Annotated in this window: 17 protein-coding genes; 10 read left to right on the top strand and 7 right to left on the bottom strand. The window is 69.1% G+C overall.

Features of this window, described 5'->3' with window-relative positions; all coding sequences use genetic code 11:
• Positions 1–19: 19 nt before the first annotated feature.
• The 3 genes from ABN028_RS29580 to ABN028_RS29570 all read right to left on the bottom strand — a co-directional run bounded on the left by ABN028_RS29580 (position 20) and on the right by ABN028_RS29570 (position 2307).
• Complete coding sequence (locus ABN028_RS29580) at positions 20–1273, bottom strand: RNA polymerase sigma factor (RefSeq protein WP_349698879.1); 1254 nt, start codon at positions 1271–1273, stop codon at positions 20–22.
• A 7-nt stretch (positions 1274–1280) separates the two neighbouring features.
• On the bottom strand, positions 1281–1634 hold the full coding sequence (locus ABN028_RS29575; RefSeq protein WP_349330313.1) for a YciI family protein: 354 nt from the start codon (positions 1632–1634) through the stop codon (positions 1281–1283).
• Between the two features lie 205 nt (positions 1635–1839).
• Entirely contained in the window at positions 1840–2307 is a 468-nt protein-coding gene (locus ABN028_RS29570) for a GNAT family N-acetyltransferase (protein WP_349698878.1), read from the bottom strand.
• A 49-nt stretch (positions 2308–2356) separates the two neighbouring features.
• Here ABN028_RS29570 and ABN028_RS29565 point away from each other — a divergent pair, with 49 nt between their 5' ends.
• The gene (locus ABN028_RS29565; RefSeq protein ID WP_349330311.1) at positions 2357–2710 is read left to right on the top strand and encodes a VOC family protein; all 354 of its coding nucleotides are present in this window, start codon (positions 2357–2359) and stop codon (positions 2708–2710) included.
• A gap of 14 nt (positions 2711–2724) precedes the next feature.
• Here the strand turns inward: ABN028_RS29565 and ABN028_RS35530 are convergent, their stop codons facing one another.
• Positions 2725–2931 (bottom strand): GrpB family protein, encoded by a 207-nt coding sequence (locus ABN028_RS35530; protein ID WP_502879225.1) that lies wholly within the window; start codon positions 2929–2931, stop codon positions 2725–2727.
• Between the two features lie 164 nt (positions 2932–3095).
• On the opposite strand from ABN028_RS35530, the gene ABN028_RS29560 reads away from it, so the two are divergent.
• From ABN028_RS29560 to ABN028_RS29540, 5 genes are all read left to right on the top strand, one after another.
• Positions 3096–3734, top strand: a complete 639-nt coding sequence (locus ABN028_RS29560) for a LysE family translocator (protein ID WP_349698877.1) — start codon at positions 3096–3098, stop codon at positions 3732–3734.
• A 92-nt stretch (positions 3735–3826) separates the two neighbouring features.
• A complete protein-coding gene (locus ABN028_RS29555) occupies positions 3827–4459 on the top strand; it encodes a MarR family winged helix-turn-helix transcriptional regulator (RefSeq protein WP_349698876.1) in 633 nt (210 codons plus the stop codon).
• Complete coding sequence (locus ABN028_RS29550; RefSeq protein ID WP_349698875.1) at positions 4456–5316, top strand: ATP-binding cassette domain-containing protein; 861 nt, start codon at positions 4456–4458, stop codon at positions 5314–5316. Before ABN028_RS29555 ends, ABN028_RS29550 begins: the two co-directional genes overlap by 4 nt.
• Positions 5273–6103 (top strand): ABC transporter permease, encoded by an 831-nt coding sequence (locus tag ABN028_RS29545; RefSeq protein WP_349330307.1) that lies wholly within the window; start codon positions 5273–5275, stop codon positions 6101–6103. The genes ABN028_RS29550 and ABN028_RS29545 overlap by 44 nt, the downstream gene beginning before the upstream one ends.
• Before the next feature lie 130 nt (positions 6104–6233).
• Positions 6234–7511: a sulfatase family protein gene (locus ABN028_RS29540; RefSeq protein WP_349698874.1), complete on the top strand. Its 1278-nt coding sequence runs from the start codon at positions 6234–6236 to the stop codon at positions 7509–7511.
• Between the two features lie 99 nt (positions 7512–7610).
• Here the strand turns inward: ABN028_RS29540 and ABN028_RS29535 are convergent, their stop codons facing one another.
• Positions 7611–8480, bottom strand: coding sequence for a DUF5324 family protein (locus ABN028_RS29535; protein ID WP_349330305.1), 870 nt, complete (start codon positions 8478–8480; stop codon positions 7611–7613).
• A 269-nt stretch (positions 8481–8749) separates the two neighbouring features.
• Between ABN028_RS29535 and ABN028_RS29530 the strand changes: the two genes are divergently transcribed.
• Both ABN028_RS29530 and ABN028_RS29525 read left to right on the top strand, forming a co-directional pair.
• Positions 8750–9280, top strand: a complete 531-nt coding sequence (locus tag ABN028_RS29530) for a peptidylprolyl isomerase (protein WP_349330304.1) — start codon at positions 8750–8752, stop codon at positions 9278–9280.
• Between the two features lie 77 nt (positions 9281–9357).
• Positions 9358–10257 (top strand): rhomboid family intramembrane serine protease, encoded by a 900-nt coding sequence (locus ABN028_RS29525; protein ID WP_349330303.1) that lies wholly within the window; start codon positions 9358–9360, stop codon positions 10255–10257.
• 219 nt (positions 10258–10476) lie between these two features.
• Here ABN028_RS29525 and ABN028_RS29520 read toward each other — a convergent pair whose 3' ends face one another.
• Positions 10477–10731 (bottom strand): cell division protein CrgA, encoded by a 255-nt coding sequence (locus tag ABN028_RS29520; protein ID WP_349330302.1) that lies wholly within the window; start codon positions 10729–10731, stop codon positions 10477–10479.
• A gap of 99 nt (positions 10732–10830) precedes the next feature.
• Here ABN028_RS29520 and ABN028_RS29515 point away from each other — a divergent pair, with 99 nt between their 5' ends.
• Complete coding sequence (locus ABN028_RS29515; protein WP_349330301.1) at positions 10831–11646, top strand: DUF881 domain-containing protein; 816 nt, start codon at positions 10831–10833, stop codon at positions 11644–11646.
• Positions 11647–11668: 22 nt separating this feature from the next.
• Positions 11669–12292 carry an aminodeoxychorismate/anthranilate synthase component II gene (locus ABN028_RS29510; protein ID WP_349330300.1) on the top strand — a complete coding sequence of 208 codons (624 nt, stop codon included), beginning with the start codon at positions 11669–11671 and terminating at the stop codon, positions 12290–12292.
• 77 nt (positions 12293–12369) lie between these two features.
• Here ABN028_RS29510 and ABN028_RS29505 read toward each other — a convergent pair.
• Positions 12370–12750, bottom strand: a 381-nt coding sequence (locus tag ABN028_RS29505; RefSeq protein ID WP_349330299.1) for a PASTA domain-containing protein, incomplete at its 5' end; no start/stop codon positions are given.

Below are 12750 nucleotides of genomic sequence, written 5' to 3'. Positions count from 1 at the left end.
TCCGTGCGTCAGGCGACCGTCAGGCGAGCGTCTGCCGGCTGCGCTGGAGGAAGGTGCGCTCGGCGGCGTTCTGGGTATGGGCGATCGCGGCGTCGTACGCCTGCGCGGCCTCAACGGTGCGGCCCAGGCGGCGGAGAAGATCGGCGCGGATGGCGTGGAACATGTGGTAGCGCTCAAGACCGAGGCCGTCGACCAGGGCGAGTGCGGCCGCGGGCCCTTCGACCTCGGCCACCGCGACGGCGCGGTTGAGCGCGACGACCGGCGTGGGGGTCAGCGCCAGCAGATGGTCGTACAGCTGGAGGATCTGCGCCCAGTCCGTGTTTTCGGCGGTGGTCGCCTCGCTGTGGACGGCGTTGATCGCCGCCTGGATCTGGTACGGACCGGGCTGGTTGCGCCGGAGGCACTGTCGTACGAGGGACTGACCCTCGGCGATCAGCTCACGGTCCCAGCGTCCGCGGTCCTGGGCAGCGAGCAGCACCAGGTCGCCGTCCGTTGTCGTACGGGTGGTGCGCCGTGACTCGATCAGCAGCATCAGCGCGAGCAGGCCGATGACCTCCGGTTCGTCGGGCATGAGGTCGGCGAGCACCCGGCCGAGCCGGATGGCCTCACCGCAGAGGTCCTCGCGCACGAGCCGGTCGCCCGAGCTCGCGGTGTAGCCCTCGTTGAAGACGAGATAGACGACTGCGAGTACGGAACGGAGCCGGTCGGGAAGGTCGGCATCGCGGGGGACGCGGTACGGGATCCTGGCGTCGCGGATCTTGCCCTTGGCGCGAACCAGTCGCTGCGCCATGGTCGGCTCGGGTACGAAAAACGCGTGGGCGACCTCCGCCGTGGTGAGCCCGCCCAGCAGCCGGAGCGTCAACGCCACCTGGACGCTGGTGGCGAGCGCCGGGTGGCAGCAGGTGAAGATCAGGCGTAGCCGGTCGTCGTGCACTGGTCCCTCCTCGGCGTAGCCCGAAGACTCGTCGCGGGCGTGGAGCAGGGCGGCTTGGGCGTGGCGGTCCTCACGTGAGGACTCCCGGCGGAGCCGGTCGATCGCCCGGTTGCGGGCCGTGGTGATAATCCATCCCGCGGGGCTCGGGGGGAGCCCGGTGTCCGGCCATCGTTGGACGGCCGCGGCGAAGGCGTCCTGGACCGCGTCCTCGGCGATGTCGATGTCACCGAAGACGCGCACCAGGACGGCGACCGCACGGCCGTGCTCCTCACGGAAGACGCGGCCGATCTCGGCGGCGGACACCGGTGGGTCGGGTGCGTCCGGTGGGTCGGGCGTCACCGGCATCTCACGTGCAGGTTCCGTACCGCATCGGCCACACCTCGATCGGGAGCGTGATCGCCCGGGCGAGCTTGCGGCCCCACTCGAGCGCGGCGTCGAGATCCGGCGCCTCGATGACGGTGAATCCGCCGATGTGTTCCTTGCCCTCGGTGTAGGGGCCGTCGGTCGTGAGCACGTCGTCGTCCTGGAGTCGCACCACGGTCGCGGCACCCGGAGAGTGCAGGCCGCCGGAGAACACCCAGGCGCCGGCTGCCCGAAGTTCGGCGTTGACCGCCTCGATGTTCCGCATGATCGGCTCGAGGACCTCGGGCGGCGGTGGATCACCATCGGGTTGGTAGATGCTGAGCAGGTATTTCGCCATTTTGTCCTCCTCCTTCGGCGCGCTCTTGAGGCGCTGGGCGTGTTTCGTAGCCGTGATGCCGGCCCTACTCACACCTCTTATACGAATGACGGGCCGTCGGATCGACAGGGTTCGCCGGGGATGATTCCGGACCACACGGCAATTTCCCGTCGGCGCGGGGGTGCCCGTCAGCGATACGTGAGCAGGTGAGCGAAGAACCGCGTCGCTAGCAGAACCCTTGTGAGACAGCAGAAATCACGATCCAACAGTGAATCGGTAGACATTGGTGTCCCGCCGGACGAAGCCGACCCGTTCGTACAGTCGGATCGCCGACGCCCGCGACGGGCGCGACGTCAGGTCGACTGTCCGGGCGCCTGCCTCCGCTGCCGATCCGTACGGCCTCCGATGTGAGAGCCGCACCGATGCCCACGCCGCGCATGTCGGTGTCGACGACGACATCCTCGATCCAAGCACGTACCCCGGTAGGAATCGGGATCATGACCAGGGTCAGCGCGCCCACCAGGCGTCCGTCGCCTCGCGCCGCGAGCACGGTATTCGTGGGACACGCGATGATCTTCTCGAGGCTGGCGCGGGTCAGGGAAGGCGCGGACGAGGACAGTTGTGGCAACAGCCGGGCGAAGCATTCCACCGCTTCCTCGGTTGCCTCGCGAAGTGCCTCCACTCCGATGTCCATGCGTCGGAACGTTACCGACGTGGGTGCCTCCGGCGGATAGCATCCGCCAATGAAAGTCACCGCGATTGTCCCCAACCTGCGGGTCGACAGCACCGACGCGACCCGGGACTTCCTGATCGAGTTCCTCGGCCTACGCATGGGTTTCGACCATCGTGGAGTCGTCAACCTCCGCTCGCGCGACAATCCTCTGGCGCAGGTCCAACTGACACAGGACGACGGACCGGCGATCTCCATTCACGTGCCCGACGCACGCGAGGCGTACGAAGAGGCGAAGTTCCGTGACTACGACATCGCCTACCCGCTGACGCATGAGCCGGACGGCAGGGTGCGGTTCTTCGTCCGGGCACCTGGCGGCATGCTCATCAACATCATCGAACACGACGACTCGGCACACCTTCCTTAGCGACGAGGCAAATCTCAGCCTGAAAGCAATCTCCGCCTGAAACGTCGAGACGATGGCCGTGCGCGCTCGAGGAGTGCCCGCACGGTCCGGGCCTTGGCCGCCGCGTACGCCCGCAGTCGGCTCTCCCGGCGGATGGCCGCTTGCTTGGCGGCCGCATATTCCGCGACGGCGTCTGGATGCGTACGCAGGACGTCGCGGAACGCCAGGTTGTCGCGCCACAACTCCAACGCCAGAAGGACTTCGGCCCGCAGCGACCGGCCCTGTGTGAGCCACTCCGGCTGCGCGGGTACGACCTCCGGTTCGTCGCTGAGGTCACATGGGCCATTGTCTGCAGTCGGGTTGTCGGGGCAGTCGGGTTGTCGGGGCAGTCGGAGAGGATGGGCGCATGAACCATGCGCTGCTCATCGGATTCGTCGTCGCCGTCGCCCTCGTCAGTCTCGCACCCGGCCCCGACATGCTCTTCATCGTCGCCAACGCCATCACCGGTGGCCGCCGGGCTGGCGTGGTCGCGGCGCTCGGCATGTCGACCGGGCTGGCGTGCCACACGGTGGCGGCCGCGTTGGGTCTGGGCGCGTTGATGCAGGCGGCACCGACCCTCCTGGAGGGCGTACGCATCGCGGGCGCGGTTTTCCTCGTCTACCTCGCCGTGACCACATGGCGTTCGAGTCGTACGCGCCAGGCGATGACGGTCGAGCGGCTCGAGCGCCCCCGATCGGTGTCCCGCGTCTATGCGATGGCTGTGTTGACGAACCTCGCGAACCCGAAGGTGATCCTCTTCTACCTCGCGTTCTTCCCACAGTTCCTCACGACCGGTGCGGGCAGTTGGCCGGCGACTATGCAGTTCCTGGTGCTTGGCGGGACGTTCATCGTGGTCGGGTTGGCCGTCGACGCGTCGGCAGGAGTGGCGGCCGGAGCACTCTCCGAGCAGGTGCTGCGGCGTACCGGTGTCCGCCGGTGGCTCGACCGCGCCTCGGCGGCAATCTTCGGTGGCCTCGCCGTGCGCCTGGCACTCGACTCCCGCTGATCTCGACCCGACGCTTTCGCGTGGGGAGCGCCCTGCGCCAATGGGCCCGCAGTTCTCTCGCAATACCTCTGCGACAGAGCTATTCTGCGGGGGTGGTGTCATCGGTACCCAACGAGGCTCCGGTCCAGGAAGCGATCGAGGGCACCCCCCTCGAGCAGGCCGCGGTGGCTGACACCTCGAGAGAGCCCTCCCCGACCCTCGAGGACGAAGCCGAACTGACACTCGCCGAGGAGCTCCTGAGCGGCATCGGCGCACTCCGTCGTGGTCTGCTGCGCTGCGGTCCCGACTGGCCGTTCGGGCCGCTGACCGGCGCACAGGCTGAACTGCTACGCCTCGTCCGCCGCGAACCAGGCATCTCGGTCGCGAACGCCGCCGCCACGTTGCGGGTCGCACCCAACACGGTGAGCACACTCGTCCGCCAGCTCTCCGCGGCCGAGCTACTGCGCCGGGACGCCGACGCCAGCGATCGTCGGGTGGCCCGCCTTCAGCTCACCGCTGCGGCGGAGGGACGGCTCGGAGCCTGGCGCGACCGCCGCAGCCATGCCGTCGCGGCGGCCCTGCGGACCCTGCCCGCCGACCAGCGCGCCGTCCTCGCCGCCGTCGTACCCGCTCTCGCCGCCCTCACCAACCACCTCGAGGCGACCACCGGCCCCACCGGCCCCACAGGCGCCACGAAGGCAGCCACCAAGTCCGCCCAGGAAGCAATACGAGGGGGCAGCCAGTGACCGACGACACCCTCATCACCAGCGATGCGGCCCCCACAAACGAGGACGGCGCGTTCGCGGTGGTCATCCGTGGCCTCACCTACCGCTTCAAGGAGCAGGTGGCCGTCGCCGACCTCGACCTGGACGTACGCAGGGGCGAAGTGTTCGGCCTCCTCGGACCCAACGGTGCCGGCAAGACCACCACGCTCCGCGTCCTCACGACCCTGCTGCCGGTCCAGGAAGGCGAGGCCAGCGTCTTCGGCTACGACGTGCGCCACCGCAAGATCGCCATCCGTCGGCTCCTCGGTTACGTGCCCCAACAGCTGTCCGCCGACGCCGCCCTCACCGGCCGTGAGAACGTCATGCTGTTCGCCCGACTCTTCGACGTACCTCGCCGCGACCGCCGCCGCCAGGTCGACGAGTCGCTGGAGGTCATGGGTCTGCAGGACGCGGCCGACCGGCTCGCCGGTACGTACTCCGGTGGCATGATCCGCCGGCTCGAACTGGCCCAGGCTCTCATCAACCGGCCGCGCCTGCTGGTCCTCGACGAGCCGACCATCGGCCTCGACCCGATCGCCCGCGGCACCGTCTGGGAGCGCGTCGCAGAACTCCGTGCCGACACCGGCACGACCGTCCTCGTCACCACGCACTACATGGACGAGGCCGACCAGATGTGTGACCGGCTCGGTCTCATGCACCTGGGCAGGCTCCGCGCCGTCGGGGCACCGGCCGAGCTGAAGGCCGCCCTCGGTCCGGACGCGTCGCTCGAGGACGTGTTCCGCCACCACGCCGGCGACACCTTCACCGACAACGACAACCCGGAAGGGGGGTTCCGTGCCGTACGCAGCACCCGCCGCACCGCCCGCCGACTCGGCTGAGGCCCGCATCGCCGGGCGCTCGCTCGGATGGCGGCTGCCCAGCCGGGTCGCGACCCTGTGCCTGCTCGAACTGCAGAAGCTCCGCCACGACCGCACCGAGCTCGTCACGCGGGTGATCCAGCCGGCGTTGTGGCTCACGATCTTCGGTACGACGTTCAGCCAGCTGCGGGTCATCCCCACCGGGGACGTGCCGTACCTCGACTATCTCGCCCCCGGGATCCTCGCCCAGTCGGCGTTGTTCATCGCGATCTTCTACGGCATCCAGATCATCTGGGAACGCGACGCGGGTGTCCTCGCGAAGCTGCTCGTCACGCCGACGCCTCGGGCCGCGCTGGTCACCGGCAAGGCGTTCGCGGCGGGCGTTCGCGCCTCGGTACAGGGCGTCATCGTCCTGCTGCTCGCCCTGGTGCTGGGCGTGACGTTCACCCCCAACCCGCTGCGGATCCTCGGGGCGTTCGTCGCCCTGGTCCTCGGTGCGGCGTTCTTCTCGTGCCTGTCGCTCACGATCGCCGGGCTGGTGCTCAACCGTGACCGGTTGATGGGGATCGGGCAGGCGATCACGATGCCGTTGTTCTTCGCGTCCAACGCGCTCTACCCGATCGACGTGATGCCGCACTGGGTGCGCTGGATCGCCCACGCCAACCCCCTGAGTTACGAGGTCGACGCCCTGCGTGGGCTCCTGATCGGTACGCCCGCGAACCTCTGGCTCGACTTCGGGGTGCTCGTCGTCGCGGCCGTTGCCGGCATCACCGCCGCGTCCGCCCTGCTCGGCCGGCTCGCGCGCTGACGATCCGGCCGCCCGGATCGGGATCGGGACTGGTCACGACCACGCGATGACCCGGCCATGTTGATCGAACGCGCCCGTGAACCCGTTGCCGGGGTGCCGCCATGCCGCCGCCGGCGGCTAGCCTCGGTCCGTGACCTCGATCGAGCGACCGAACATCGTCCTGGTCCACTGGCATGATCTCGGCACCCGGCTCGGCACCTACGGCGTGCCTGGCGTTCCGAGCCCCGCCGTCGACCGGATCGCGGCCGAGGGCGTGCGCTTCGATCGGGCGTTCTGCGCCACGCCGCTGTGCAGCCCGGCACGGTCGGCGCTGATGTCCGGCCGCTACCCGCACGCCAACGGCATGATGGGCCTGCAGCATCTCGGCTGGGAGTACGCACCCGGGATCGAGACGATGCCGATGCACCTGCGTGGGCTCGGCTACCACAGTGCGAACTTCGGCATGCAGCACGAGTCACAGGACCCGTCGCGACTGGGCTATGACGAGGTGTACGAAGGGCGCGATCCCGCGACCGGCTGGCAGCGCGCCGACACGGTGGTCGACGAGGCGACGACGTGGCTGGCGGCACCCGACCGGCGCCGCGAGCCGTTCCTCGCTGTCGTGGGCTTCTTCGAGGTCCACCGCCCCTACCCCGCCGACCTCTATCCGCCGGACGACCCGGCGACCGTCTCCGTCCCGGCGTACCTCCCGGACAATCCGCACACCCGGGAGGACCTCGCGGCGTTCCACGGATCGATCCGGGTCGCCGACCGGGCCGTCGGCCGGCTCGTCGAGACTCTGCGCGCCGAAGGCCTGCTCGACCGCACCTGGATCGTCTTCACCACCGACCACGGAATGGCCTTCCCGGGTGCGAAGTCGACGTTGTACGACCCGGGCATCCAGGTGTCGTTGCTCATGCGCCCACCGGACGGGTCGGCGTACCGGCGCGAACCCACCAGTCGGCTGGCCGCACACGTCGACGTCCTGCCGACGCTGATCGACCTCGCCGGTGGAGCGCAGCCGGCCGGCCTGCACGGCGTGAGCCACGCGGCGTGGTTGCGGGGCTCCGACATCCCGGTGCGGGCGGAGGTGTTCGCGGAGAAGACCTACCACGATGCGTACGACCCGATGCGGGCCGTACGCACGGATCGGTGGAAGTACATCCACAACGCCGAGCCGGGTCCACGGCTCCTGCTTCCACGCGACATCGAAGCGAGCGCGACCAGAGCCGGAATGGGTGACGCCCACCTGGTGGAGCGGGCCGCGGTCGAGGTCTACGACCTCACGGCCGACCCGTGGGAACGCGACAACCTCGCCGGGAAACCCGAGGTCGCCGATGTCGAACGCGAGCTGGCGGACACGCTCGTCCGCTGGCAGCGCGCCACCGGTGACCCGCTGCTCGACGGGCCCATCCCAGCGCCCGCGTGAGGCGTACTCGGGAACTGTGTCGGCCGGGTGTGGTCCGTGCGCACCGGGCCGAGGCGTCCCCGGGAGCGTTGTCGTTGCCGTCAGGTCCCGGCGGCGGAGTCAGCCGTTGTTCGGGCGGTTCCGGTTGCCGGCCGAACGCCCGCCGGTACCGGTCGATCCTCCGGACCTGCCGGGGCCACTCGACCCACCGGCGCCGCCTGATCCACCCGATCCAGCGGACCCGCCGGAACCGGACGAGCGGGGCGAACGCCGACGTGCGGCCTGACTCGGCGACGACGTACCCGACCTCGCTCCACTCCCGCTGTCCCCCGACTTCTGTGGAGGAACCGCCCCGCCTTCGGACGAGCCGCTCGTGGCCGTCTCGGTGTGGGTCGTCGGATTGTCAGGGGTGGTCGGCCGGGTCGGCGGCGGGTTCGTAGCCGCCTCGTCAGCGACCGCCTCGTCAGGTGCCGCGCCGGCCGGATCGGACTCCTGCGCCGCACCCCGACTCGGCCCGGACGGCCCGGCGCTGTCCGAACGCGACGGCGGCGTGGTCGACGGCATCGGCTCCCACTGCCGGTCCGTACCGCCCTTGAGATATCGGTACGCCGCCACCGCACCCGCGCCCAGCGCCGCGATGAACAGCAGCCCGGGCCAGCGGCGCCTGCGCCGGCGGGTCTCCACCTCGCCCTTGAGCGCGGCGACCGCGGCGGTCCCCCGCCTCTTCGCCTCGGCACGGTAGGGCTCACTGGCCGCCACCGCCGAGGACATGGCGGTGCTCACCTTGGGGGCGACGTCCTCGGCGAGGATGTTTCGCGCATGGTCCATCGCGGGCGCGATCCTGGTCCTGGCCTCGTCGACAGCCGGAGCGATCCGTTGCCGTGCGTTCGTCATCGCCGGGTTGACCTTCTCCCACGCGTGCTCGGCGGCCAAGTTGGCTTTGTTCAGGGCCTTCGGGGCCTTGCCGCCCCGTTTGTTGTGGCGTCCCATCAGGTTGCGCCTCCTCGTCCCGCAGCTGGAAGTGTGGGCTGGTCCGTCGGTTCCTGTACCGGTACCCCGTGCGTGATGCCTTCCCACGTTGCTTCCCGATCATGCCCCTCCATGAGGGACCTTGTCCGACGCATGCAGCACAGACCGAATACCACCGCACAGGCACCGCACACCTGGCCTCGCGCAAAGGGCACCCCGAAACCACCTTGTACGTTGCCGTGAAAGGATCGCACTCGACGGCAATGAGCTGCAGACAAGGGGACATTCTCGTGACGGACGAGACCTTCGCGACACTTCGGACCTCGGCGGGCGACATCCAGATCAAGCTGCTACCCGACCACGCGCCGAAGACCGTGCAGAACTTCGCCGGCCTTGCCGAGGGTGACCGCGAGTGGGTCGACCCCTCGACGGGTGAGAAGACGACGAAGCGGTTCTACGACGGACTGACGTTCCATCGGGTCATCCCGGGCTTCATGATCCAGGGAGGCTGCCCGGTCGGGACGGGCACCGGCGGGCCCGGCTACCGGTTCGCCGACGAGATCCACCCCGACCTGCGCTTCGACCGGCCCTACCTGCTGGCGATGGCGAACGCCGGACCCAACACCAACGGCTCGCAGTTCTTCATCACCGTGGGGCCGACCCCGCACCTCAACGGCAAGCACACGATCTTCGGCGAGGTCACCGACCCGGCGAGCCAGGGAGTCGTCGACGGGATCAGCACCGTGGAGACCGGGCCGATGGACCGCCCGATCAAGACCGTGGTCATCGAGTCGGTCGAGATCGAACACCGCGCGGCGTGACGGCCTGCGATGACCGAACGAAGTGAGGTCAGCAATAGGCAGAGCACCTTGGTCGTGGGACCGACGAAGGAGGTCCCATGACCGACCACCCGCGACCGGACGAGCCAGCTGAGAGTGGCAGTTCGGCGCCGCAGGAGCAGCCGGCCTGCTTCCGGCATCCCGAACGCGAGACCTACATCCGGTGCCAGCGGTGCGGGCGTCACATCTGCCCGGACTGCCAGCGACAGGCCGCCGTCGGGTTCCAGTGTGTCGAATGCGTACGCGAGGGCGCGCGGACCGTGCGGGCGCCGCGTACGCGCTTCGGTGGCGTCGTCCGCGGTGAAGGTGCGGTAGCCACCAAGGTCATCATCGGGATCAACGTCGCCGTCTTCGTCGCGGTGCTGTTGTTCGGTCCGGTGTTGTCCCAGTGGCTCGTGCTCCTGGGCGGCGACTCGTTCGTCGGCGTCAACGGCGGCGAAGTCCCGGGTGTCTCGGGTGGCGGCTACTGGCGCATCGTCACGTCGGCGTTCGTCCACCTCGAGATCTGGCATCTCGCGGTCAACATGTTCTCGCTGTGGATCCTGGGCCCGATGCTCGAGCAGTTGTTGGGTCGCGAGCTGTTCGTGAACCTCTACGTGATCTCGGCGATCGCCGGCGGGGCCGTCGCCTACGCGTTCACGCCGCCGGGCGTCCCGGTCGTCGGTGCCTCAGGTGCGGTGTTCGGACTGTTCGGGGCGATGGTCGTGCTCGCCCGCAAGCTGCGGGCCGACATGAGCTGGTTCGTCGGCGTCCTGGTGATCAACATCGTCCTCAACGTGCTGTTCCGGAGCTTCCTGTCCTGGCAGGCACACCTGGGTGGCTTCGTCGCCGGGATGGCCGTCGCGGCGGTCCTGGCCTACATGCCCAGGCGGCCGGGACTGCGTGGCCTGGGCCTGTCGGCGGTTCTGCTCGCGTCGTTCGCCCTCATCCTCTGGCGTACCGCCCAACTCACGTCCTGACCAGCACATCCACCTGGAGACGGAGTTCTCCCCAGGAGCCTGTGGAAACTGGGGATAACTCGCGGTGACCACGTCTTCGCATAGGACATCTTCGCAGGTCAGCGACCTATGGGCGGTGTACGCCGGGAGTGTGGACGAAGCCTCGAACGCTGCCTTGGCGGGAGGTTGTCCACAGCTGGGGACGGCGCGGTGGAGAACTACACCGTTGTCATTGCACGGTCACTGCCACTGAGTGGCGACGACGAAGCCGATCGTGATCAGGCCCATGCCCACCAGGATGTTCCAGTTGCCGAGATCACTCATGCCCGGGATCTGGCTGCCGGCGAGATAGAACGTCACAATCCACGCAAGACCGGCCAGGAAGCAGAACAACATGACCGGCGCCACCCAGCGGCCACCGTGGAGTCTGCTGGGGGCCGCCTTCCGGGGTGGAGGCGTGAACGCCTGCTTCTTACGGTTGCGCGACTCAGGCACGTCGCCGACCTCCGCATGTGACGTCTTGGGCTCGGGTCAGTTGACCGCGATGTCCGCTAGCGTAGTCTCCACGGCTGCCGCGACAACGACGGAGGGCACGTGGGTGAGCAACGGGCCGGGCCACCGGCACGTCCAGCCGCCGGGTCCAGCGAGACCACGGCGCACCCGACCAGCCGATCCACCCGCATCATGACCCGGTTACTCGCCGCCGCCACGTTCGGCGCGGCGGGGTTCCTCGGTGCGACCAGCGCCGTCAGCGCCGACGGCACCGACCTGCGTGCCGAACGCCAGACCGACGTCGCCGACCTCGCCCGCGCCCAGGTCCAACGCAACCGCACCCTCGACGCGGACCGGTCCGAACTCCGAGAAGAGGTCAACGACCTCCTCAACAGCCAACTCGGCGGCGTCAACGCCGACAGCATGCAGAAGCAGGCGGAGCAGCTCGCTCCCGCGGCCGGCCTCACCGCGCTCTCCGGACCCGGCGTGAGCGTCACCCTCGACGACGCGCCCGTGAGCAGCCGTTCGGAGGATGTCGACCCGGACGCTCTCGTCGTCCACCAGCAGGACATCCAGGGTGTGGTCAACGCCCTCTGGGCGGGCGGGGCCGAGGCCGTGACCCTGCAGGGCCAGCGGGTCATCTCGACCTCGGCGGTCCGCTGCGTCGGCAACACCGTCCGGATCAACGGATGGGTCTATTCGCCGCCGTACCACATCGAGGCGATCGGTGACGCCGAAGGCATGGTCGAAGCTCTTGGCGAATCGCCGGAAGTCGACATCTATCGCGACTATGCGGCCAAATACCACCTTGGCTGGTCGTTGAAGACGTCCCCGAACATCCAGGTGCCCGCGTTCGACGGGCCGCTCAACCTCGACTACGCCGAGGAACGAAAGGACGCCCAGCCGTCTGACGAGTAGGTCGGCCGAGCACAATGGCCTGGTGACCGCACGCATCCTCGTCGTCGACAACTACGACTCGTTCGTCTTCAACCTCGTTCAGTACCTCTACCAGCTGGGGGTCGAGTGCGAGGTACGACGTAACGACGACCTGGTGCCGGGCGACGTCGACGGGTTCGCCGGCGTCCTGCTGTCTCCGGGCCCGGGCACCCCTGAGCGGGCTGGGGTGTGCATCGACGTCGTGCGCCACGCCGCTGGTCGGATCCCGGTGTTCGGCGTCTGCCTCGGTCTGCAGGCCATCGCGGTCGCCTACGGCGGATCAGTGACCCGCGCACCCGAGTTGCTGCACGGCAAGACCAGCCTGGTCCACCACTCCGGTGTCGGAGTCCTGGCCGGGTTACCCGATCCGTTCACCGCGACCCGGTACCACTCGCTCGCCGTGGAGCCCGGGTCGGTGCCGGACGTTCTCGAGGTCACCGCGCGTACGGAATCAGGCGTCCTGATGGCACTCCGGCATCGCGAGCTGGCCTGCGAGGGCGTGCAGTTCCACCCCGAGTCCGTCCTCACCGAAGGCGGGCACCGAATGCTCGCCAACTGGCTGCAGGTGTGTGGCGAGGCCGACGCCGTGGCACGGTCGGCCGGCCTCGCTCCGGTGGTCAGCCGCTAGACCGCGGGTACGCGTCGCCAGCGTCCCCTAGGTTCCCTTCGAGGTGTGCCATCGGGGTCGGGTGACTCGGGCGAGGCTCACTCGTCGTCCGGAGGGTCGGTCGGCGTGTCCGTCGGGAACGGGAACGTCGGCGTTTCAGTCGGCGTCGGCGTCTCCGTCGGCGTCTCCGTCGGCGTCGGTGTCTCCGTCGGCTCCGGCGTGGGCTCCGGTTCGGGTGTGCGGGCGATCTCGATCGTCACCGTGGAACCACGTTCACGGCGCGTTCCTGAGCTCGGCACCTGCTCGATCACCGTGCCGGCCGGCGCCTCGGTGGTGTACTGGCCAACGGCGTTGACCTTGAAGCCTGCGTCTTCTAGTCGTGCTTCGGCGACTGCTTGGCTTTCGCCGAGGACTTCGGGGACTTCGATGAGGCCGCTGGAGTAGTAGACGGTGATGGTGGAGCCTTCGGGGGCGGGGGT

It is taken from the genome of Actinopolymorpha sp. B17G11 (assembly GCF_040196095.1).
GTDB lineage: Bacteria > Actinomycetota > Actinomycetes > Propionibacteriales > Actinopolymorphaceae > Thermasporomyces.
Note: the sequence above shows the minus strand (reverse complement) of the source record. Positions and strands in the feature narration are given on the sequence as shown.